The organism is Aminipila sp. (assembly GCF_032051575.1).
Taxonomy (GTDB): domain Bacteria; phylum Bacillota; class Clostridia; order Peptostreptococcales; family Anaerovoracaceae; genus Aminipila.
Window position 1 is genome coordinate 43,071 of record NZ_DAMBYD010000006.1, and the last position, 23,926, is coordinate 66,996.

Annotated in this window: 23 protein-coding genes; 5 read left to right on the plus strand and 18 right to left on the minus strand. The window is 34.2% G+C overall.

Annotated elements, in window-relative coordinates:
- Positions 1 to 37: 37 nt before the first annotated feature.
- The 9 genes from RTW14_RS09360 to RTW14_RS09400 form a co-directional block, all read right to left on the minus strand.
- Positions 38 to 1,249 (minus strand): ABC transporter permease, encoded by a 1,212-nt coding sequence (locus RTW14_RS09360; protein ID WP_312649979.1) that lies wholly within the window; start codon positions 1,247 to 1,249, stop codon positions 38 to 40.
- Positions 1,246 to 2,124 carry an ABC transporter ATP-binding protein gene (locus tag RTW14_RS09365; protein ID WP_312649981.1) on the minus strand — a complete coding sequence of 293 codons (879 nt, stop codon included), beginning with the start codon at positions 2,122 to 2,124 and terminating at the stop codon, positions 1,246 to 1,248. Before RTW14_RS09365 ends, RTW14_RS09360 begins: the two co-directional genes overlap by 4 nt.
- Positions 2,105 to 2,869: a hypothetical protein gene (locus tag RTW14_RS09370; protein ID WP_312649984.1), complete on the minus strand. Its 765-nt coding sequence runs from the start codon at positions 2,867 to 2,869 to the stop codon at positions 2,105 to 2,107. The genes RTW14_RS09365 and RTW14_RS09370 overlap by 20 nt, the downstream gene beginning before the upstream one ends.
- Complete coding sequence (locus RTW14_RS09375; RefSeq protein WP_312649986.1) at positions 2,838 to 3,398, minus strand: RNA polymerase sigma factor; 561 nt, start codon at positions 3,396 to 3,398, stop codon at positions 2,838 to 2,840. Before RTW14_RS09375 ends, RTW14_RS09370 begins: the two co-directional genes overlap by 32 nt.
- Before the next feature lie 171 nt (positions 3,399 to 3,569).
- A complete protein-coding gene (locus RTW14_RS09380) occupies positions 3,570 to 5,015 on the minus strand; it encodes a WG repeat-containing protein (protein ID WP_312649989.1) in 1,446 nt (481 codons plus the stop codon).
- Positions 5,009 to 5,515, minus strand: coding sequence for a PadR family transcriptional regulator (locus RTW14_RS09385; RefSeq protein ID WP_312649992.1), 507 nt, complete (start codon positions 5,513 to 5,515; stop codon positions 5,009 to 5,011). Before RTW14_RS09385 ends, RTW14_RS09380 begins: the two co-directional genes overlap by 7 nt.
- 37 nt (positions 5,516 to 5,552) lie before the next feature.
- Positions 5,553 to 6,446: a DUF2812 domain-containing protein gene (locus tag RTW14_RS09390; protein ID WP_312649995.1), complete on the minus strand. Its 894-nt coding sequence runs from the start codon at positions 6,444 to 6,446 to the stop codon at positions 5,553 to 5,555.
- Between the two features lie 212 nt (positions 6,447 to 6,658).
- On the minus strand, positions 6,659 to 7,309 hold the full coding sequence (locus RTW14_RS09395) for a hypothetical protein (protein ID WP_312649998.1): 651 nt from the start codon (positions 7,307 to 7,309) through the stop codon (positions 6,659 to 6,661).
- A gap of 28 nt (positions 7,310 to 7,337) precedes the next feature.
- Entirely contained in the window at positions 7,338 to 11,396 is a 4,059-nt protein-coding gene (locus RTW14_RS09400) for a SpaA isopeptide-forming pilin-related protein (RefSeq protein WP_312650002.1), read from the minus strand.
- A gap of 220 nt (positions 11,397 to 11,616) precedes the next feature.
- Here RTW14_RS09400 and RTW14_RS09405 point away from each other — a divergent pair, with 220 nt between their 5' ends.
- The gene (locus RTW14_RS09405; RefSeq protein WP_312650005.1) at positions 11,617 to 12,210 is read left to right on the plus strand and encodes a class D sortase; all 594 of its coding nucleotides are present in this window, start codon (positions 11,617 to 11,619) and stop codon (positions 12,208 to 12,210) included.
- Between the two features lie 11 nt (positions 12,211 to 12,221).
- The gene (locus RTW14_RS09410) at positions 12,222 to 12,539 is read left to right on the plus strand and encodes a hypothetical protein (protein ID WP_312650008.1); all 318 of its coding nucleotides are present in this window, start codon (positions 12,222 to 12,224) and stop codon (positions 12,537 to 12,539) included.
- Here the strand turns inward: RTW14_RS09410 and RTW14_RS09415 are convergent, their stop codons facing one another.
- Positions 12,540 to 12,959: a pyridoxamine 5'-phosphate oxidase family protein gene (locus tag RTW14_RS09415; protein WP_312650011.1), complete on the minus strand. Its 420-nt coding sequence runs from the start codon at positions 12,957 to 12,959 to the stop codon at positions 12,540 to 12,542. It lies immediately after the preceding gene.
- A 93-nt stretch (positions 12,960 to 13,052) separates the two neighbouring features.
- Between RTW14_RS09415 and RTW14_RS09420 the strand changes: the two genes are divergently transcribed.
- On the plus strand, positions 13,053 to 13,994 hold the full coding sequence (locus RTW14_RS09420) for a helix-turn-helix transcriptional regulator (RefSeq protein ID WP_312650015.1): 942 nt from the start codon (positions 13,053 to 13,055) through the stop codon (positions 13,992 to 13,994).
- Between the two features lie 12 nt (positions 13,995 to 14,006).
- Here RTW14_RS09420 and RTW14_RS09425 read toward each other — a convergent pair whose 3' ends face one another.
- From RTW14_RS09425 to RTW14_RS09455, 7 genes are all read right to left on the minus strand, one after another.
- Complete coding sequence (locus RTW14_RS09425) at positions 14,007 to 15,380, minus strand: stalk domain-containing protein (protein WP_312650018.1); 1,374 nt, start codon at positions 15,378 to 15,380, stop codon at positions 14,007 to 14,009.
- Positions 15,377 to 15,925: an RNA polymerase sigma factor gene (locus RTW14_RS09430; RefSeq protein WP_312650021.1), complete on the minus strand. Its 549-nt coding sequence runs from the start codon at positions 15,923 to 15,925 to the stop codon at positions 15,377 to 15,379. Before RTW14_RS09430 ends, RTW14_RS09425 begins: the two co-directional genes overlap by 4 nt.
- Before the next feature lie 290 nt (positions 15,926 to 16,215).
- Positions 16,216 to 17,229 carry a DUF4489 domain-containing protein gene (locus RTW14_RS09435; protein ID WP_312650024.1) on the minus strand — a complete coding sequence of 338 codons (1,014 nt, stop codon included), beginning with the start codon at positions 17,227 to 17,229 and terminating at the stop codon, positions 16,216 to 16,218.
- Between the two features lie 211 nt (positions 17,230 to 17,440).
- Entirely contained in the window at positions 17,441 to 18,004 is a 564-nt protein-coding gene (locus RTW14_RS09440) for a flavodoxin family protein (protein ID WP_312650026.1), read from the minus strand.
- A gap of 94 nt (positions 18,005 to 18,098) precedes the next feature.
- The gene (locus RTW14_RS09445; RefSeq protein WP_312650029.1) at positions 18,099 to 19,085 is read right to left on the minus strand and encodes an ornithine cyclodeaminase family protein; all 987 of its coding nucleotides are present in this window, start codon (positions 19,083 to 19,085) and stop codon (positions 18,099 to 18,101) included.
- Positions 19,086 to 19,147: 62 nt separating this feature from the next.
- Entirely contained in the window at positions 19,148 to 20,272 is a 1,125-nt protein-coding gene (locus tag RTW14_RS09450) for an aminotransferase class I/II-fold pyridoxal phosphate-dependent enzyme (RefSeq protein ID WP_312650031.1), read from the minus strand.
- A 307-nt stretch (positions 20,273 to 20,579) separates the two neighbouring features.
- A complete protein-coding gene (locus RTW14_RS09455; protein WP_312650034.1) occupies positions 20,580 to 21,044 on the minus strand; it encodes a DUF2680 domain-containing protein in 465 nt (154 codons plus the stop codon).
- A gap of 190 nt (positions 21,045 to 21,234) precedes the next feature.
- On the opposite strand from RTW14_RS09455, the gene RTW14_RS09460 reads away from it, so the two are divergent.
- Both RTW14_RS09460 and RTW14_RS09465 read left to right on the plus strand, forming a co-directional pair.
- Positions 21,235 to 21,930 (plus strand): response regulator transcription factor, encoded by a 696-nt coding sequence (locus tag RTW14_RS09460; protein WP_312650038.1) that lies wholly within the window; start codon positions 21,235 to 21,237, stop codon positions 21,928 to 21,930.
- Positions 21,893 to 23,365 (plus strand): sensor histidine kinase, encoded by a 1,473-nt coding sequence (locus RTW14_RS09465; protein WP_331654428.1) that lies wholly within the window; start codon positions 21,893 to 21,895, stop codon positions 23,363 to 23,365. Before RTW14_RS09460 ends, RTW14_RS09465 begins: the two co-directional genes overlap by 38 nt.
- 44 nt (positions 23,366 to 23,409) lie before the next feature.
- On the opposite strand, the gene RTW14_RS09470 is transcribed toward RTW14_RS09465, so the two are convergent.
- Complete coding sequence (locus tag RTW14_RS09470; RefSeq protein WP_312650041.1) at positions 23,410 to 23,913, minus strand: GNAT family N-acetyltransferase; 504 nt, start codon at positions 23,911 to 23,913, stop codon at positions 23,410 to 23,412.
- Between the last annotated feature and the right edge of the window lie 13 nt (positions 23,914 to 23,926).

Sequence of the window (23,926 nt, forward strand, 5' to 3'; positions counted from 1 at the left end):
TTATGTTATTTAATTTCCGTTTAGTATTTCGTTTCATTTATCTTATTTCTGCCCTTTTATAAACACCATACAATATTGGTTGAAGAACAATACAAGGTACCAAATAGGCAGGTATAATAACAGCTATTGTTCCCATTACTTTTCCACCTATTTCATATAATCCAGAATCTTTCAGAATGACAAATACCTCTAACAACTGGTCTGGAAAAAGTGAACAGATTTGAGGTAATGTTATAATTCTGCTTAAAAACGGGAACACACATAATAGGATAAAAGGTATCATGATTGCTACCACTGTTGAATGCGTTTTGGCTGATACAAGCATTGAAACCGTCATGGCAAATAGAGTTCCTATATATCCTCCAAAAACAATAAGAAGGTACGCTTGAAAATATGTAACATTATAAAAACTTTTCCACATACTCCATTGTATTGGACACCCTGCGCCATCTGTTCCCAATAATAAAAGCACAATCATAGAATACAAGAATACAAATATTATGTATGTCAAAGTGGTAATTAAAAATCCCGCTCCTATTTTTGAACGAACTGCTTTATTTCTTCCTAGCTTTGTCGAAAAAAAAATAGAATCAGCCTTTAATTGGAACTCATCTGAAAAAACACCCGCTACAAAAAATCCAATGATTAGTGCCAATATTAGAATAACCGTAGAAATATTTTGTAATAAAGCCTGCCAGCCATCTGTATATTCATAATAAAAAGGTGTTTTAAGTGCTTGATATTGTCCAATTAAGAAATCTTTTTCTGCATCTGAAAAATGCTCCTTACCTGAATCAAGCCATTCTTTTAAATTTGAAATTCTGTTTTCATAAACCATGCCTACTTCTTCAGTTGTAACACGGTCAGCTCTATAATAATCATATTCTCCAAAGCCCACAAATGCATTACTTATCATGTCTACAATATCAGAAAACCCTTGTTTTTTTGCATATGCTTTATCTTTTTCTTGTACGATGTCAGATAAAGCTTCTTTCGAATTGTTAATTGCAGTATTTTCTTCAATTACTTTTGAAAGCACATCATCCTTAACATAACCTGCCCACTGATTTTTTAACTCTCTCAAATGTTTTGCTGCGGTAATTCCCGTTGTTGCATCTCCATTTTCATCCACATATCTCACATTATTAATCGTGAGAATACTTACAATAATAAGTGTAACTATCAAAAACAACAGTGCCGCCTTGTTTATAGGCTTAGAAAACACTTTTTTTATTTCAAATCCAATCATTTTTCATCACCAACCTTTTCTCCAAAATAGTATAAAAATACATCTTCAAGGGACGGCTCTATACAAACTGCCTCAGGAAAAGGCTTTTCTGATGAAATAACGCGTAATTCTACACCATGAGATTCTGATTTCATATTAGAAACCTTATATCTTTTCATGATTGCAGATACCAAGGAATGTTCTACAAAACACTTCCAGACTTTTTCAGGCATTGAAGCTATGATTTCCTGCGATGTTCCCTTACGAACAATTTTTCCATCCTTCATTAACCAGATTTCATTGGCAATATACTCAATATCAGAAACAATATGTGTAGACAATAAAACCAAACGTTCTTCTGAAAGCTCACTAATCAAATTACGAAAGCGTATTCTTTCATTGGGGTCAAGTCCTGCGGTAGGTTCATCAAGTATTAAAATCTGGGGATTGTTTAACATTGCCTGTGCAATTCCAGCTCGACGTTTCATACCACCAGATAATTTCTTCATTTTTTTATTTGCTGATTTGGTAAGTCCCACTTGAGCGATCAGCTCTTTTACGGCTTTTTTTGCCACAGCGGGGCGGATTCCTTTAATTGTAGCAATGTAAAGAAGATAATCTTGCACTGTAAACTCAGGATAAAACCCGAAGTCCTGTGGTAAATACCCTAATAAATTTCTATATTCCCCGTCCATTTTAAAAATATCTTTTCCATTGCAGGTTATACGTCCACTTGTAGGCCTGAGTAAAGTACAGAGCATCCTCATTAAAGTGGTTTTTCCTGCACCATTAACACCTAACAAACCATACACACCATTAGTCATCGTAAGGTTCATATGGTCTACAGCGGTAAAATCGCCAAAACTCTTTGTTAAATCAATCAATTCCAATTCCATTAAAATCCACCTCCCAATATTTGTTACAACTATTTAAAGTACGATAAACAGTAATACATAAGAAAATAAGTGCAAACATCACTAAAGCCAGCCATATTGGCAATGTAATTATTGTATATACCCTTTCACTTAAAGTGATAAGTGACCATAATGCACTCCACACAATACATAAGGTAATTGCAACAGCTTCATTTAAAATATATTTGTTGCACAATGTACCAAAACAAATACAAGCTGTTACAATCATTGGCAAAAGAAACTGAACAAGCAACTTCGTCAGTTCAAAATGCAATTCCATTGTTACTGTTGCACAGAATATAGTAAGCAGCAAAATGTCTACTATACCAAACAATACCATACGTGCTGCATAGATTTGCCTCAGGGAATAGTAGGCGGATTCCTCTATTTCCATACACCTGCATGATCTATTTTTCCAGAATTCTGGAATAATAAGAATTACAAACAATGACGCCATAACTCCCATCCCCCTCTGGATATAGGTATCCTCATATGCGGATACCAACATTATTCTTAATATGAATAAAAGTACAAATTGAAAAATCCACCATCTTTTCTGTATCAATTTCAACTGTGCCCATAAAAATTCGTGGTAAGATAACCTATTCTCCTGTTCTGTTGCATAAAATACTTCCTTTGATTGTCTGATTGTTTCCTGTATTTTTTCCTCCGCTGTCTCTGCTTGTACTATTTTGCTATAGTTCATAAGTTGTTCTTCCAGATTCATATATTTCCTCCTCTCCCAACAGTTTTTCCAATTGTATTTTTGCTCGTTTAAGCCGATATTTTACTAATGGCAAGCTTATTTTCAGTACACCAGCTATTTCTTTCAGTTTAAGTTCCTGAAAATAATAAAGGATAAGAACCTCATAAAATTCATTTGGCAGTTGCTTTAATGCCCACTCAATAGTAAGTTTATTTACTACATCTGACATCTGATGTTCTACCGGTTCTGCTTTTTCGCTTAATTTCATGTCTTTGATAGGTATCTCTTTTTTCTTTTTATAAAAATCTCTACATAAATTTCCAGATATCGTATATAAGTAATTTTTCGTCTTTCCTTTATAATGATAATCAGACACTTTTGCGAAAAACCGCGCAAAAGTTTCCTGCGTTAAATCTTCAGCATATTCTTTATCAAAGCAATGATAATTGCAGTATGTCAAAATTTCTTTATAGTACTTATGGATAAATAAATCAAAAGCCTTTTCATCCCCTTGCTTTATTTTCCTAATCAATAGAAAATCAGCGTCCACAAAATCCTCCTTTCTCATTTATTATCAATGTTCAAAATATTTTTTCCATTCTATTATGTATAACGAATCAGAAATGCAAAAAGATAGTCCACATTTAAAAAAAGTTATTTACGACTTGATAGTAGCAATCTAAAAGGGATACCGTTCTTCCAGTATCCCTCTTCCTTAAATCTATTCTGTTGTATCTTCCCAATTTGAGAGGTGTATGACAACTACCCCATAGCTACCATTTTTTCTAACTATTACCTGTTGATCTTTTCCATCATTTAAAATTCCCCCTATATAATCAAATTCCGCAGGAAGTAAAACTTTCCCGGTTTTATCTAACAGACCTACTTTATAATCCTTACCTAAAAAATTTGATCTATGTTCTGCAAATTGAATAGTTCCATCAGAAAAGTAATTACCGCCATATTCTTCGTCTAAGTCATAGCCCTTTACCTTTTTAGTTTCAAATAAAACCTTTCCACTTGTATCTACATACTTTATTTTATCTGCATATTCTACTACAGAAACACCTTCTGAAAAGTCATACATTTTTATACAATCTGAAAAATCTGCAATGATTTCTTCGTTTCCATCTACTATATGCCAGCCATTTTCATCTTCATTTACTGTCCTTGCATTTTTAAAAATATCTTCCTTAGTCATTGTTACATCAGCATTATAAACAGCACTTTTTCCAACTGGATTAACGTATTCAAACTTATGGTTTGCTCTAAATTTCCACGTTTCATCTACTGGAATAGGATTAAACTGATAATCCATACAATACAGTATCTCATTGCCTTTTTTATCAAGCTTTGTCAGATATATTATTTGCTGCTCCTTGTTACATTCTATAGAATAATATTCAAGTGGAACCAGTATCTCACCTTTAAGATTGATTATCCCCATTTTTTCATCATTAAACATTGTATCTTCATACCCTAAAACAAAACACCCTTTCATCCCAGGTACATTGCTAACCTTACTGTACGGGCTTTCATAAACAACTTCACCTTTTTCATTGATTACAAGAACTTTCTTTTTAAAAAGAAGATTCTTTGATTGTTCCCAAGGCACCCCAACAACTGCATAACCATCTTGAAAATACTCACCTTCACAATAATTACCCCTTACATAATCACTGCCGTCAAAGTTATAATAATGAACTATATTTTTCAAATCAGCATATGCATCTTCATCTGGGTTATAATATAATGCCTTTATGTAATTTTCATCTTTATCAATACTAAGATAATTGTATTTGGGCTGGATTATGACCTTTCCATTTTTATCTTCTACTCCAAAATAAGTTTCGTAATAGCTAGAAATTCCACCTTTCACTTTTTCTTGTCTTGTTACCAACCCAAGTCCTATTTCTTCAAGGCTTTTCTGAGTAATGTATGCATCCTTAGCTTCATAATCAAAGTCTTTGCTTAAGGGAATTATCCATTCTACACCTTCAACACCACAGTTTTTTTCTGCTAAATTTTTGTATACACCATACCCCTGCCATATTAATATAAAACAACACGCAAAGCATAAAATTCTAATCAATATAGTTTTGCCTATACTTCTTTCTATTTTTTCTTTACTTGCACAATAAGCTTGTGAATTTTGATTTCCTAACATGACGGTACCAATATGCCTTTCCCGATTTTACCTTTTCCTAAATGTCCATCAAGCCATTTTTTATTATCTTGCCCTTCTTTTTCTTCTTTTTGTGTCTTCTCTTCTCTCTTTTTTTCTTCAGTATCTAATTCTTCAACCGGCATTGTTATCCCGCTGGATGTATCATTGGGAGGCTGAGGTCTTTCTCCATTAAAATTCATAAATTTATCACCATCAGCTACCATTTTATTTAACCGGTCATATTCTCCCATTAATATTCCCTGACCTTTTTCCGTCAATGTATATATTTTTCTTCGGCTCTCTTCTGCCGTCTGTACTATTATTTTTTCCTGTTCAAATCTTCCTAAAAGTGTATATAATGTACCAGCACCAACTAGCACTCTGCCTTCTGTTATTTCAGAAATCATTTGCATAATTCCATATCCATGATTTTCTTTTATTAAAGATAATAAAATATAATACATTGGTTCTGTCAATGTCTTTAATTGCTCTCTTGCCATTTTTTTATTTCCTCCATTTTTCTACAATTTACACATTTTAGCACATGCATTGTAAGTATATCGAAAACGCAAATAACCAGCTGAAGTCAAATATAAAATCTATTATCCTTAAATAACTCTTATCTGGTTTAGTCATATAGATATAGTTTATTACAAACATTCCACAAAAACCCACTAGTGCCATTGCAAAATAAATATCTTTTCCAAACAATAGTACTTCATTTCTAGATATAAAATCATTTTCCCAAATTTTGTACCCAAACCCCAATATGGGCATCATACCCATTAACAATATTAAAGAATTATCACCGTAAAACTCCCAAACCCGCCATTTTTTAAGCAGCACATTTTCAGGCAGCTGTCCTGTATTTTCCATACTTTTTTTACAGTTGCTCCGATACATTATATTTAAAGTTATACTTACTGCCGCATCTATTAGACACATGGTTAATGCAACCATTAGAGCATATGATACGATTAAACAGTGTACATCTATCAGTTGAAAATTGAAATATAATAAGAATGCCGTTCCTAGCAATTGTAATATTAGCCACATATCTGTTGAAGGCTTTCCATATTCTTTTAAATTTTCATATTCTGCCTGTTCCTCCGAATATATCGAAATATTGTTTTTATTAGTTGTTTTAAAAATATTTAACTTTTTATTATAGGTATCTAGATAATGCCATCCTAAATCATCATAAAATCTGTAGTATTCCTCTTTTTCACTATCCGTCATAGACCCCTTTAAATCAATGTTATATGTAATTTTATTTTCATCTTTTGTTTTTTCAAACATAGCCCAATTTCTAAGCCATCCTTTAGATGTTGTTTTAAATTCCCACCCCTTTTGAGACATTTTATTTAGCAAATTTTCAGCATCTCTATAATCATACGGCCCATATCTAAAAGGCCTTATTGTGTATTTCATAATAAATATCCCCCAATAGCACACTACTCTTTTGATTTAAATTGTATAGATTCCAATTATAGATTATATATATCTAATATTGATATATCCATAATCAATATACTTTATAAAGTTACTCATGTCAATAAAAAAGACGGCGAATATTTTGTCATTCCTAAAAATATACAAAATATCCGTCGTCGTTTAGTTACTTCTCAGTCTTAGTACTCATATTAAACTACTTTAAATCCACTTTTTAAAGTGTACTTTATTGTAATGTTGTTAGTTCCTGCTTGAAGTTCAATGGAATCGCTTCCATTCAAACATGTAACAAATTCATACTTATCCTCATAACTGTATTTTTTGAAATTTATTTTATCATCAACAGTAAGTTTATCTACAGTCTCGTAATCATCACATACTACATCGCCCTGTTGGAATAAATGATGAATAATTAAAGTACTCTCCTCTTTTGGCAGTTCTGCAACTGGCTGTACAGCAGGTGCCTCTACTGCCGGAGTTTCTACTGCTGGTGCCTCATTACCTGGTTTGTCAACAGCTGGCTGCTCAGTAACTGGTGCTTCTACTACTGGCTTTTCAGATGCTGGTTTTTCTACTACTGGCTGCTCAACAGCCGGTGTTTCCTCTACTTGCGTATCTGTTGGAATTTCAGTAACTGGTGCTTCATCAGCTGGTATTTCCGCTACAAGCGGCTCAGTAACCGGGGCTTCCACTGAAGGCGTTTCTACTGCAGGCTGTTCTGTGACTTGTCCTTCTACCGTAGGCGTCTCTACTGCTGCTTCATCCGTAGCAAAAGCCATTGTTGGTATAGCGAAAGTTACCATCAAAGCAACCAACATGACACTTATTTTTCTTTTTACCATACTAATTCTCCTCTTTAATTCTTTAACCTTATTTCTCTTTATTTACTTTTCTTCTTAATCCTGCTCCCAGTGCTACAAGTCCTGCACCAAAACCAAAGAAAATTTCTTCACCTATACCACCCGTTGCTGGAAGTTTACCAAGCGGTACATTTTTATCTTCAATGGTACCTTCTCCTAGTGGTGTTTCCTGATTTTCAATTATTACGGGATCCGCTTTGGGTGAATCTTCTGTAGCATTATTTAGTGGAACCTCTTCATCAGGAATGTTTACTTGTGGCTTTTCTTCAGGATTAGTTGGTTTGTTGTGACTTCCACCACTGCTCCCCCCATCTGGTCGTTTTTCATTTTCTACAGTGTAAGCAAGATCAACATTATTCTTCACAAAATCTTTTTCAGTAATGTTTATGAATTTGTCGCTGGCTATGTAGCCTGAAGGAGCTGATGTCTCCTTTATGGTGTAATTTCCAAATCTGAGTTTTTCAAATTTGGCTATACCCTTATCTCCTTCTGATATAGCTTTTGCCACAACATTTTGATTTTCATCATAAAGTGTAAATTCTGCTCCCTTCAAAGGGCTTCCTGCTTTATCTACTTTAGAAATCACCACATTTCCCTTATATGCCTCATTTTTAATTGTTGGGACATCGGTTACAGCATTCGCAAAATTATCACCAGAGAAATATGAAACTTTACCATCTTTGTCAACTACGGCCTTTATAATGGCATTTGCTGTGCTAGCTGAATATCCTGTTGGAACCTTAGTTTCCGCAATATAATATTCACCCATTGCTACATTATTAAAAGTAACAGAACCATTTACAGCACTTTCTGACTTTGCTATAGCATTCTCATTTGCTATGGCCTTTTTATATAATGTAAACTCTGCACCTGGAAGAGCTTTTCCCAGTTCATCCGTCTTTAAGAGCTGAATTGCTCTTAAAAGTGGTTTATTAGTAATATTTAGATTAACTATTCGTGTATCATTATTGGAAGTATCCAGTTCTATGATTCTGCTTGCTGAGTCCTTATCAATTTCGTATCCTACAGGTGCTGTAACTTCAACAAGCTTATATTTTCCAGAATTTAAACGTCCAAACTGGATCATTCCTTTTTTGTCCGTTACCTTTGTATATTTAAGGGTTTCCACTGGCTTACTATCATCAGAAATCTCATACAATTGGAATACTGCTCCTTCAAGGAGAATACCGGTCTTTTCGGCCTTCTTGGTTAAGATTATTTTGCCTGCTAAATTTGCCCATGCACCTCCATCAGCATATTCAATTTTAATGGTCTCGTTTTTGGAAACAATATCTGTTTTTACACCTTCTAAGAATGCAGTATTATTAATTTCCGTTACTGTATCACTGGTAAGTCTTGTGACTAACTCAATCCTATAGGAGCCATCTGTTTTAGGAAGCTTTATACGCAGTTCTTTGTCTTTATAGGTGATCCCTGACTGTACAGTTTCCTGAGAAACTTCATCTGCTTTCTCCCAACTGCCATTTGCCTTCAGTTTCATTTCCCAAATACGTATTTTGTAGTTGCCATTCTCCATCTTCGGTTCAAGATAATTCTGTAATTTATCAATAACATATACCTTGCTTAATTCGTCTGTAGGCAAATGAATGGCATTTCTGTTTACATCAATTGTCCAAGTGGCATCTCCAGTATAATTTCCCTTGCTGTCTTTATCTAGGGCACCTGTCTTGGAAACCAGACTATTCTTAATGTTTACGTCTTCCCAATCTCCCTGACTTCCACTGATGGATTCACCTGTCATAGCTGCATTATTTCTTATAGTTACGTCACCATTTACAGCAAATTGTTTATCCAGCGCAGCCTGATCTGGAAGCTTTGTTTTAATAAGAATTACATATTTATCACTTATTTTATTAAATTTAAACTGGATTGTTTTTACATCTTCTTTTTCGGTTACTTCTACTCCGTTAATGAGAGCTTTCACTTCATCTTTGGTAAGCTTATCTCCTTTTTCAATTGTTGCAGTTCCGCCGCCTAATTTAACACTCTTACCCTTATAAATCTCATAAAAATCGTCACCATCTACATCCCAGTATTTTGGAAGAGTATCTGTAATAACGCCGTTTTCAATATTTAAAGAATTATGGTTTACATAAAGTCTCCATGTGATAGTATGATCAACATAGTTATAACCAACTGCACAGTCCTTATCTAATATACAGCTATAATGATTTTTTGAAGCACTGTCTGATAAAGGTGTGCTACCATCCCCATAATATAAATATGCGGTATTCTTTATGGTATATGCAGTGCTCTTGCTGTTTACTCCATAGGCTGTTTTATCAGTTACCTTTGTGTTTAAAGCTATTTTTTCAGTGTTTTCTATATTGCCTAAATACATTTCTACGATTTGTGCTTCTATTGTAGGATTTAGTTGTACTGTCTTAACTTTATATTGCCCTTTCTGAGTAAATGGAGTATTATCATCAATTTTTTCTGTTTTACATTTATCTAATGTAAGGGATCCTGCTATATATTTTTCATTAATATTTACAGTCTTTCCCTTATACTTTTCAAGTTTAGTAGTATTAGGCAAACTGTTGCTAATGGAGGTTACTTCATCTTTATTATAAGCAAACAATTCAACTACTGTGGCATTATCAATCTTCTGATTTGCTTTATTGATATCAATGTTCCAAGACATTTCATTTCCACTAATATTATATTCCCCTGCTGTTTTATCAATAAATCCATTTGTTATATTTGTATTTATTATACCAGTACCGATGTCACTTGCTCCCTGATTACCTCCCGTAATACCGGAGTCTTTATCTTCCCAAGTAAGGGTTGCCTTATTTTGAACGTATGCTTTTACTGTATTATCCAACTTTGTATTGAGAAGAATTGAAACCTCCTGATTAATATCTCCCAAATAAATTCTGATGGTTTTTCCATCCAGATTATAGTATGGTTTTTCGCTGCTGTCCTGGTTTAAAATTTTATTTCCTATCTGAATGCTTCCCAGAGTCATTTCATTTGCAAGTATATCTGTTACAACCACATTTTTCAGTGTTGCCTTACTGGAATTCACCGTTATTTTCCAGTCAACAGAATGATTTGACACGATATATGTACCGGACTTTGAAATCAATTGAGGCTTTACTTTTACAGTAGCAGCCGCGTTGGTCGTCGTCTCCGTATCTGTCAGACTTACATTGTTTGTAATTGTCATATCCTGGTTATTATGTGCTGCTACATCTTTAATTTTTGTCTTATATGTTATAGTCTGAATACCCTTTACATCCTTATCAAAGGTATATTGTATCGTTCCTTGGGCTTCATCTATTTTTAAATTATCTTTATTTAAAGCAGAAGGCCTTATTTCAAAAGAAGCTTTTACATAAGATGTATTGGAAGGTAACGTATCCTTTAAAACGTATCCATCATACTTCTTATCTTCTTTACTTGGAGTAGCCGTTATAGTCCATGTAATTTCTTCATTTGCTATATCTGGATTTCCCGATTTCTTCAGTGAAATAACTCCTTTATCAGGATCCTTAACTAAAATAGTAAAATCATTTCCTAAAATAGTAACTACAACCTTATCTTCAGATGTTTCAACCTTTGTTTTATCAAAAGAAAGCCCCGCAGAAAACCATCCTGCTCTTCCTGAATATTCTTCATTCTGAGCAGAGTCTGCAAAAGTTAAAATGGCTTTACTGCCAGAAACCGTTACATTTCCTAAAAGAACTTGTCCATCTCCTACTTTCATATAAATCTCTGTTTCGTGCAGATTAGAAAATCTTAAGTACTCTGGCAATTCAACCTGCATATAATCTCCTGCTTTTAAGATCAAGGTATCCGGTATGCTGAAATCTACTTTCATTGTCATATCCTTCGTTGGGTCAATGGTATCCCCTTCCTCAACCTCAGCATTGTTATTGGTGATTTGAACCTTCATTTGGATGTCCTTAGTAACATCATTTCCTTCTATGCGTTCTACATTCAAATTGCTTATACTTCCTGCAAATGCTGCAGTAGGCATTCCCATAAGTATCATCAATACAATTAGTAAAAAGCTAATTCTAACTTTTAAATCTCTTTTCATGCATAATCTCCTTGTCTTATTTCAACTATTCTATACACATCCAAGTTGTAAACTTATTTTTTCCATATAATAGCACCTATGGGTCACAAAACAGTCACAATCCCGTCCACAATATAAATAAATTTATTTTTGTTTGTGCTGTATTGTGCTGTATTGTGTATTGTTAGATGTTATTATCTGTATTATAATTATTAAAATTGCCAAATAAGGAGCATCGTTTATGAAAAAACTATCGACTTTACTTATAATTGCCGGTATCATAATTATTTCTATCCCTATCATTGGAAAGACTTATATGCATTTTACCCAGCAGCAAATGTTTGAAAAGTATGTAATGGATCTTGGAAAATATGAAGTTTCAGAAAAAGTATCAACTCCCAAGGCTATAGATTTTCAAGAGGATTCCAAAAAAAGTCCTATATCCGATGTGATTGGAAAAATATCCATCCCTTCCATTTCCTCAGATCAACTCTTACTGGAAGGTTCCGAAGCAAAACAACTTAAATACGGTGCTGGACATATAAAGGGAACGGTACTACCTGGTGAAAAAGGGAATTGCTGCATTGCTGGTCATCGCAACTATACCTTTGGGACATATTTTAACAGAATTGATGAATTAAAAAACGGTGATATTATAGAAATTAACTATAATAACACCGTTTATAAATACAAGGTTTACGAAAGCGAAGTTGTGCTTCCAGACGACGTATCTGTCCTGTTAGGAACTGATCAAGAAAGCCTTGTAACTTTAATTACCTGCCATCCTAAAGGTTCTAATACTCATAGGCTTATTGTCAGAGGTACACTTATATAAAATTACGCCATTTGAACTTAGAAGCAGTGGCGTCTATCACTTGGGCTAAAACGCTACCTGAAATTGCTACCGAGGATATACAACATTTCTACAGCCCTGTAAAACTCTTCTTTGGTAGAAAAAACATAAATGTAGACAGTGTTAATACAAAGGCGGTATATGAAAAAAATATCCATCAGGAATTTTTAAGTGTCACGCTGATACCTTCTGCCAATCATTCTATGTTAAAAAATTCCCTTGTTGATTCTAAGTCTCTGACTTTCTTCACCGCACTATTTGCACCAAGACAACTTGTGGATAAACGATATTATGAAGGTATCGAGGAATAGCTAAACCAGGTAATAGGTATCAATATTTTCAAAGTCTAATGTAACCGTTGCAGTATCAAACTTTATTTCAAACAATACAAGGAATTGACCTGCTTGCTCGATGGTGTCTTTATAATCTGGGATTTTCGATATGAAACGCTCTTTTATGTCATAAATATTCAAACTGCTCTTTTGGATATTTCCTTTTGCTTTAACATGTTCATTACCATTGTGTGGCACAGTCGTAAAAGCCACCTTGCTGTTTTGTTCAAATTCTTTGACTTTATCGTTATCACCAAAAGTTGCAAAGAATAAAGTTTGAGTAGAATCATCATAAAAAAAATTTACAATTCTAACATTACTCACATCATTGATACTTGTAGCAAGAGCAATTTCCGTTTGGTTTGCCATAATTCTTATAAATTCATTTCTTGTGTTCATTTTATTTCTCCTTTGATTTTTTGTATAGATATAGTATACTTCTAAATGGTATCAGTTTATGATACCATTTAGAAGTTGCGAGAGGAAATATCTATGCGTAAATCAGAACGAATCAATGATATGATGATATATCTAAATAATAAAAATTATTTTAACTTAAAAGACATTATGGAAAGATACAATATTTCTAAAAGCACAGCCTTAAGGGATATACAGTCACTTGAGGAAATAGGTATGCCAATTTTTTCTGAAACAGGAAGAAATGGACGATACGGTATATTAAAAAACAGATTACTTTCTCCTATTGTTTTTACTATTGAAGAAATGTATGCATTATATTTTGCTATGATAACGCTAAAAGCGTATGAATCAACTCCATTTCATCTAAGCGTAACAGCATTACAAGAAAAATTTGAAACTTGCATTTCTAATGAACAAATTAATATAATCCATAAAATGGAAAACATCTTAAGTTTAGAAAGTTCAAAGCATCACAACAGTAGTCCCCTTTTAAAAGATATATTAAAGATGGCAATTGAGGAAACTGTTTGTAAAATAACATACAATAAACAAAACTCAGAAAGACAATACACTGTACAATTTTTTGACATTTCAGCAACTTATGGTCAATGGTATGCAACTGCATTTAATTTTAATACCAATAAAGTCCAGGTATTTCGCTGTGATAATATCCGTTCCATTTGTAAGGATATACATTATCCACCAAAACCTATAAATGAATTGACCAATCTCTCATCTGCTATATTTAGGCACGAGGGAGCAACGGATTTTGAGGTTGAAATTTCCCCCAAAGGAGCCGATCTATTCTACAAGGAGCATTATCCCTCTATGCAGCTCTGCATTGAAGAACATCAATACATTATTAAAGGATTCTATAATATAGGAGAAGAAAACTTTATTTCAAACTATTTTCTTAGTTATACGGATAAAATTACTTCCATTAAACCACAAAAATTAAGGATGCTCTTACAAGATAAACTTTCCATTCTGAGTAACCATTATAGTAAGCTATAGTTATTGACCTGATCAAGGTGTAACAACCCATACTGTATTCTTGATATCATATGTGCCTACACGACGACGTTCACTACTCTCCCAAGGTTCTTCTTTTGGTTTCACCTTAAAATGCATACCAAAAGCCAGGTATTCTGGTGCAATCAGCTGCCCTTTAAGTATACATACAGGGTTAAACAGCTCAAATTCCTCACCATTTTTCATAAGAGTACTGCTCCCATCTTTAAGAATATATATTTCATCATGGTAGTTGATTTTTGCAGAACGGGTCTTTTCATTCCATTGATATTTTGCTCCTAATTTACTGCAAAGTGCTTCAACTGGTATCCAGGTTGTTTCATCTTTAATTACTGGTTTCAACTCAAAAGGACGCAATGTTTCATCAATGGTAATCAGTTTGGTTTTAGTGGTGTCCTTAATGTCATACTCTATATTACCAACAATAATACTTTTAAAGGCAGATAGTTCCATTATTTCATAGAAAAGCCCTGTGCTGCCATAACGCCAAAGTTTAAGCTTTTCATCAAATACGTCATAAGAATTCATCCTTCCACCAGGCAATACATCGGCTAAATCGTTGCAAGTTTTGATTTCACCGTTTTTCATGCGAAAATACAATTCTGTGTCCATCTCATTTTGTGTTTTATAGTTTCTCTCAAAATAAATTCCAAGAGGACTATATCTTAAAATTGCATTGCCATAAGGCTGCCCTTCTAAAATAAATTCCTTTGATTCCACATTACATTTCATAGGAACAGTTATCTGCATTCCTTCTTTCATGCAGGCAAACCTTAAAGTGAAATCCACATCATCTTCATTAAAATAACTACTGCTGTATAGTTGAAATGTCCGGGAATTTTTCGTTTTTAAGCCTATTATTTCATTCTGGGTAAGATTCGAAATTGTTGCACGGTCACCATATTTCGGCTCAAAAGAAATCTCCGATAATCCTATTCCAAAATAATCCTCCTTCATGAGCTTTGCTATGGCTTCATCGGTCAGGCCCTCCACAGTATAAACCACAAATACCTGATATTTCGAAACTAGTGTTTGTTCAAGCGTCAGCCTGTATTGTTCATCCGTCACGCTTTGTTTCTTCGTATCCACAAAATCCGAATAGGGTGCAGTATCTCCCATAAAATTCAAATTCAGAATATCTGCCTTAACTGCTGCAAATACTGTTGTTGTTGCTAAGATCAGAAGTGCAGTGATAATCACTATTGTTTTTATTAACTTCTGCCTTCTATAAACTTTCCTTTCATTTATATCTGTATTCAATGTACCGTTTACTCTGTCAATCATGTCTTTTATATTGACTTTTTCTTCTATATCTATGCTGTCAATCTTCAATTCACAGCACAATTTGGAAAGTCGTTTATTCATCATAGTCTCCTCCCCTCATTATCCAGCATCTCCTTAAGCCTCTTTCTACCACGTACTAATCTTGTTTTAATAGTGGAAGCATTCATTCCTGTAATCTTAGCAATTTTAGAGATTTTTTCATCATAATAATAATACCGCATAAAAAGTTCACTATCCGTCTCTCCCAGTGTAGAAATCAAATGAATCAATTGGTTTTGCTTCTCTTTCTGTTCAAGATATGCCATAGGTTCAGGATTTTCAGAAGTCATCCGTTCATCTAATTCCTGATGAACGGAAACTTGACGCAGCTTGTTTTTTGCACAATTTCTTGCTGCTGCTCCTAGATAAGCTTTGACCGTCCCCTTTTCCCTATCAAGAGAATCAGCGTGCTTCCAAAGGCCCACAAATACATCCGCTGTGACTTCCTCCACATCTTCCTTTGTCATAACATTTCCAATGATATTATAAATAATCACACTGACATAGGGTGTATACTCTTTCATTACTTTATCTAATGCATCACGCTTTCTCTTTTTTAAATTAAGCAAAAGCTTTTCATCCTCTGTCAAATCAGCCTTCCTCCTCTTTGTTAGTAATCAATATAACTTTTTTATTCGCATGCTAAATATATATACACAAAAAATATGAAAGGGTTTCAATATGTATATAAAATTTTCTCTTGTTATTTTAAAATTCTTCCAACATGATATCACACATTTTTAATTTGTCCTCTATCAAGTTATAATGACAAATCTTCCATTTCATTTGTCTCCAAATTAAGGCATGTTATTTTTAGAGGGATACTGTTCTCCCAGTATCCCTCGGTCTTAAAATATTAACAAAGTTTTTTAAATTTTTATTAACAGCATCTACATTTATTATCTACAGCTATTGCTGAAAGTCTTGCGTTGGTAATAGCAACAGAAGCATCAGTTGTAGCTGTAGTTGCTACTACTGAATAGGTGCAGCATTCATTTGAGCAAATGTCACAATCACAAACAAAGAAAGAAAATGTTGAAGTACCAGAAAATCCAGGTGCTGCAGGTGGATCTATTAGAGTTGTAAATGGAACTGAAAAAACCAACTGTGGCCCAACTGGTATTGGGTTCCGCTGATTATGGCAAAGTTTAAATACCTGGAAGTTTACAACTGTACTATCAATAGTTGTAGGACTTGAATACTCTATAGTGCTTGTAAATTCAAGCTTTACACATGGATTACATAAGCAGGAAGTATTTAAATTCAAAGTACTAGCGTTAAAAGTAGTACCTTCTAAAGTACCTGGAACTATGGATATTTGCCCCCCTGGTGTTCCGCATTTTAAAATAGTCTTTTTTTCTTTATTTCTAAGTTTATTACATGGATAACAGTCATCATGTTCCGGATTATCTGCAATTGCGGCTAACCTTGCTGCGAAAATTCCAACATTACCAATAATAGGAGTAGATCCACCAACTGAGACAACTATACTATAGGTACAGCATTCATTTGAACATGAATTACAATCACATACAAAAAATGTGAACATATTAGCAAAAAAAGCTGGTATCGATTGAGTAAAAGAAAATTGTGGACCAACCGGAATTGGTAGTTGATTATTACAAGACTTGTATAATTGAAAGTTTAAAGTCCCTTGAAAAAGTGTTCCAATTATATTAGATGAAAACTCAAGTAACTTACATGAATTACAAAATTTAGAGTTGTCTAGAGTGATAGTTGCGGCAGGTAAAGAAGTTCCTATGCTCGCACCATTAAATAATAATGCTTGGCCAACCTCTCCGCATTTTAGTATTTGTCTAAATGAGTTACTGCTATTATTGCCATTTTCATAATCATCCTTAAAATTATCTTTTGATGATAAATTCATATTCATATTTATTTACTCCTCCCAATTCAATTTAACAGTGCTATGTACTATAAAGGACAGATTAATGGAGTAAGTAAGCTATTTATTTACCTAATATACAATATGACATAAATGAATAAAGGTGATTATTAATGCTATTATTTTTTTATAGACAAAAGTATCTTGTACATTTCGCCCCATTTTAAAAGGGCAAAAACCGTCGTTAAACCACCACTGGCTAGAATCCGTTCTCCCTATTTATGTAAACACTCAAAGACTCTAACTCCTGAAGTTGTATCTTGTCCTCAGTCAAATCTCCTGCTTCAAAAGCACATATAGATTTATTGAAAATGAGACTCCAGCCAAAATAGTTACAAATACATTCAAATTGGCTACCAATCAATTTATATTCCAGATCATCTAAAGAGGCTTCACCAATTGCAATAACTCCAAATTTTTTCTTTTGCTGGCGGAGCTGATTTTCCTTAGAATATAATTTATCAATTACCGTTTTCAACTGGGAACTAATTCCCCAATAATAAACAGGTGTTCCTAAAATAATCATATCTGCATCAACGATTTTTTGAACAATTTTGAAGCTGTCATCAGTCATTACACAATTGCCATCGTTTTTTCTACAAGAATCACAATTCGTGCAGCCTCTGAGCTCTAAATCTGCCACGTTAAATAGTTCTATTTGAGCTTCTTGGACATTAAATTGGATACCTTTGATAATTTGATTTAGAGCTGTCCCCGTGTTTCCGTTAATCCGAGGGCTACCATTTAATAATAAAATTTTCATAAACAATCCTTCCTTTTATATAAATTTAACCTAAAGTTCTTACAATCTTTGAAAGTTCTTTTATTGATGGAATAATTCGGCTCACCCTTTCTAATTAAATGAATTCGAAATACTTTCCTAAACCCTTTTTCTTTGCTATTTCATATACCTGCGCTGCAGTAACATTATCCTGAATTCCCATTCCAGTAGTATCAAAGATGGTGATTTCATCGTCGCTTTCCCTTAATGGCTTGTTGCCCAATAAAAGTTCTCCTATTTCTGCATAAATATCACTTTCTTTGATAATTCCTGAAATAATTGCATTTCTAGTTTCACCTCTGCTAATACATTGTGCAATACTATCATTTACAATCTTTGCTCCTTTAAAGATTTCAGGATCCCATTCATTTTTTCCAGCCATATCTGCGCCTACTGCTACAATATGCGTTCCTGGCTTAACCAAAGATTTATCTACTAAATACTTCTTTGATGGGGTTGTGGAAATGGCAATATCTGCATCCTTCATAGCTTGTTCTGGTGTATCACATATAATTACTTTTACCTTAGTGTTTCGTTCTACATATTCTTTATATTTAGGCAGTTCTTCTGTATATTCGCTATAGACCCTAATTTCCTGTATGTTCATTACCTGACATAAGGCATAAATCTGCATTCTTGCTTGCCCACCAGCGCCAAACACTGCTACCACCTTAGAGTCTTTTCTGGCTAGTAATTTTGATGAAATAGCCCCTGCCGCACCAGTTCTGATTCCAGTAATTAAACTACCATCCATAATACAAAGAGGTGCACCATTCCTGCCATCAAATAGAAGTATTGTTCCAATCATTGTAGGAAGTTCATTATTTTTTCCGTTATCGTAAAATCCTGATGCAATCTTTACCGAAATGCTCTCATTTAATTTGTTATAGCAGGATTTTATATCGGTTTCCCCATTATTTTCAGGCATTTCCATAGATACAATATCAGGTTGCTGTACTTTTCCTTCATTGTATGAAATATAACCCTGTTCTACAGCGCTGATAACTTCTTCCATGGATAATGCTTGTTCTACATCTTTTAAACTAAGTAATAAAGTTTTCATACTTACCTCCTAGTACCCAAATAAGCTTGACTACTCAAGCTTATTTGGCACTGCACTAATTACTAAACAAATTTTTCTTCAATTAAAAATTCCTCAAATTTTGCTAAACTTTCTGGAACTCCTTTTCGTCCGTATCCCATTCTGAAATATTGATCATCCATATCATAAATATTGGATGGTAACAACAATACTCCTTTTTTATCAACAGCCATTTGGCAGAATTCTTTAACAGGCATATCAATTAAAAGCTTATGGTATGCAACTGGTCCACAGGTTATTGCTTTTTTCTCAAATAGATTTGGATATCGATCAAAGAATTCATCAACTAACTTTAAATTCTCTTTAATAATGTTCGCACTTCTTTCCAATAATTCATCACTATGCTTAAGCGCAACTTTAGATAAAAATTCAGAAGGTGCTGAATCACAAATACTGGTATAATGTTTAAATTTAACAACCTTATCTAGTGTTTCATGATCTTTTGTTACCAACCAGCCTACTCTAAGCCCAGCAAGTCCATATGCCTTAGACATTACACCTAACGAGACACATTTATCATAATGATCAGCCATCCAATCTCTCTTTTCACCATCCATTTCCAGCCCTTTATATACTTCATCTGAGAAAAGATAAATATCATGTCTCTTACAAATTTCACATAACTGACTCATTTCAGTATTCGTAAAAGTATATCCTGTTGGATTATTAGGAGAATTAATGGCAATTACTTTAGTATTCGTTTTTATTAATGCTTCAAGTTCATTAAAATCTACAACCCATTTTTCCCCATTGTCCTTTATATACCACTTAGAAAATTCACAGTTTGGAACTGAATTTGCTACTTCATACGCAGACTGATAGTTAGGATACATGGCAATCATATGGTCTCCTTCATTAAGCATTACATTCATATATCCGAAAATAGCCTCTTGTGCGCCGTGAAAAACCAGTACATCTTCTGCAGTCATGTTCTTATATAGGGATGCAATTAATTGTCTTAACTCTGGATCTCCCCAGGTTTCAGTATATCCTAGCCATTGATTTAAATATGCTTCTTCCGAGCCAGGCTCCAAAGAAAGTAATTCCTTAGTTGACATGGATTCACAATCTGATTGAGTTAGTAAATAAGGTGCAGTAAATTCATAAAGCCCAAAATAACATTCAAGTTTAAAATCGTTAATTTTCATCTTCCATTCCTCCGTTTTAAAATGTTTTCTCTTAATATTAAGGAAATTATAATTGTTGGAGCGTCCTCCTTTACTATTTGACTAGATAATATCACGCTTTTATCCTAGAAAATACAACCAAATAAAAAAATAAACCCAACCAATTTACTTTGTAAGTTGTATAATTCCCCATCTTCGGTTAAAGCATTGGTACTACACAAAAAAGCACCCAGAACAAGTGTTCTGGGTGCTTTTTGTATTTTTTCTTTAAGGTTTATCAGCTCTAATTCTAAAATTCATCTGTGATTGAAAATTTCCTTACGTATTACTATTGTACTTGACAAGTTCCGCTGCACTGACCCTGTACCCGCATACCTTGGCCATTTCCTTGTCCTTTTCCATTCATACCACCAAAACCGGCACCCATTCTTTTCCCAATCATATTACCTGTGCCGTCGCAAGTTGATTGATTTTCTTCAATTGCAGTAATGATAGCACCGGCATTTTCCTGAGTCATTAAGCCGGCCTCTACCCTGTCTTCCAAAATGTTTTTCTTAATTTGAACCATCTCCGTCTGAAATTCTTCAAGTTTTCCAGCTTCATCCGCAATGGTTCCATAGGTTTTCCCTGTTTCATATCTTTCTGCAGTTACTTCTTCTACCGTCCTACCTGTTACGCCTGCCGTTACTTCAGCGGGAGTACTGTAGGAAGAAGTTGCATAAGCCGTAACCGATACGGCTCCAAGCACAGTCACAATAGCTCCAAGCATTATAAATCTTTTAACTTTCTTCATTTTTAATACCTCCTGTTTCTTTAAACAAAGTTTAGTTTTACTATGATGACAGAATACCTTCAAGATATGGCAAAATTATGTTTTTTACTTTCTATAATTAAGTTTTTTCCATTGTAAAAAACATACTTTTGCCACAACTCTTTACTAACGGTATGATATAATCGACTTATTAATAATATGAGGTGATGTTATGTCAAGAATTTTAATTGCAGATGATAATAAACAGATAACTTCTATATTGGAGCAGTATGCAAAAAAAGAAGGTTATATAACACAAGTGGCATATGATGGATTGTCTGCACTTGAACTATTTCAAAGCTTTAAACCTGATATCATCTTACTTGATGTTATGATGCCTCGAATGGATGGTTTTGAAGTATGCCGTGAAATTAGAAAACATTTCAGTATTCCAATTATCATGATTACTGCTAGAGGCGAAGACTTTGAAAAAATTATGGGGCTGGATATAGGTGCTGACGATTACATTGTGAAGCCATTTTCCCCTGGAGAAGTTATGGCAAGGGCTCGTGCTGTTTTACGACGGATTTCTCATACTGAAAATCTAACGCAACAGACATTTACCTACAGTAATCTAGTAGTAAACCTCGAAGATTATACGGCTACCATTAATGATATCTCTATCCCTCTAACAAAAAAAGAACTTGAGATATTGTGGACCTTGGTCACAAATAAAAACAAAGTCTTTTCTCGTGACAATTTATTAAACAGTTTGTGGGGATATGATTATTTCGGAGATAGCAGAACAGTAGATTCACATATCAAACGACTTCGTGCTAAACTTGAAACGGTTCAGCACGATGAATGGGATATAAAAACCATCTGGGGTGTTGGTTACAAATTCGAGGAGAAAAATAATGAAAAATAAAATTCTATATCGGCTAGTTCTATATTTTTCTGCAACGCTGCTTTTGTTTTCTTTAATTATCGGTGGAATTTTTATGATGCTTTTTAAAGAGCATACCATTGATGTCCAAAAGTCTGAACTTCAAAACAAGGCAACGACAATGGCAAGCACGTTGTCTACCCTGCTTGGAGAAGAACATAATACTGGTGAAAGAATGGGAATGATGGGAGGAGGACAAGGCGGATATATGGCGTACCTTCGATTTTTAGATGATATCGCCAATGCAGACGTATGGATTGTTGATGAAAACCTTGAATTGATTACTATAGGACATATGAGTAATCAGTCTTTTAATTATGCAGATTTGCCGAAAGATGCAGATACCGTTGTAAAAGAAGTTTTTCATGGTAATACCACCTTTAGTGAAGGCTTCAGTGATTTGTTAAAATCACCAACCCTCACAGTTGGAACTCCAATTCAGAAGAACGGGAAAGTTATTGGAGCATTACTACTCCATTCTCCCGTAAAAGGTATTGACGACGCTGTTGGACAAGGTTTTCGGATACTGGCTATAAGTGTTTTCTTTGCGCTTATCCTAGCTAGCATTCTATCGATTATCTTGGCAATTTCTTTTACAAATCCTCTTAAGAAAATGAAAAATTCTACTGTCCAATTGGCAGGCGGGGATTATTCTGTTAAAACCGGAGTTCTGTCAAAGGATGAAATCGGAGAACTTGCCTCTGCAATCGATACTCTTAGCGACCGCCTTGCTCTATCAAGCCGTGAAAGTAAAAAACTGACACAACTTCGCCAAGATTTTGTTGCCAATATTTCGCATGAACTACGTACTCCAGTAACAGTCATCCGAGGTTCATTGGAGGCTCTCTGCGATCAAGTTGTTACTAATCCTGAACAAATAAAAGAGTATTATTCTCAAATGCTAAATGAAAGTATATTTTTGCAAAGACTTGTTGATGATTTACTGGATTTATCACGTCTTCAAAATGTAGATTTTAGCATTGAAATGCAAGAACTAAGCCTGTGTGATGTTTTAAGCGACGTAGTTCGAAGCGCACGAAATACAGCTTCCAGCAAGAAAATTGAAATTCAATATGAGCAAAATTCTACCCTTTGCAAAATCATAGGCGATTATGGACGTATCCGCCAGATGTTAATGATTATTATGGATAATGCGATTAAATTTACTCCTGAACAAGGTGTTGTGTCCATATGCCACAATAACAGGACTGTTTCAGTTCGCGATTATGGCATAGGTATCCCTGAAGAAGATTTGCCTCATATTTTTGAAAGGTTTTATAAATCAAAATCCGAATTAAATAAAAATGGAACGGGATTAGGTCTGCCTATTGCCAAGCAAATCGCAGAAAGACATGGAATCCAAATCACTGTAACCAGTGATCCGTCAGAAGGAACAGAATTTCTGCTGCAGTTTTAATTAGATACATCTTTTTTACGCTGTCTCTTTGCCCTAAATCTGCCCTATTTCTTAAATGCTACTTGGACAATATGCTTTTCGCCATTCTTTTCAAAATATTTATAAAACTGCATGCCAATCTTCTCCGCGACCTTTCGTGAAGAGGCATTCTTTATTGTGGTATACGAAAATACTTTAGAATATTTCAGCACTTGAAAGGCATATTCTTTGCAGGCAAGCGCTGCTTCTGTAGCAAACCCACTATTGCAATATTTTTTTATAATATGAAAACCAATTTCCGGAACAGTTTCATCGTCGATATTCTGCATAGTTATACCACAGTCCCCTAGAAAGATTTCGTCATCTTTTGAGATTACCGCCCACAATCCGTGCTTATATTTTTGATAATTTTCAATATTCCAGTTAATCCACTTTTCTACCTCTTCTTCACAAAAGGGGTGTGAATAGAATTGCATAGACTCAGGATTAGATAATACCTTCATTAATTCTTTCTTGTCTTCAACCCATAATTCTCTTAGATACAATCTTTCAGTCTCAATAATTTTCATAATCTATAATCCT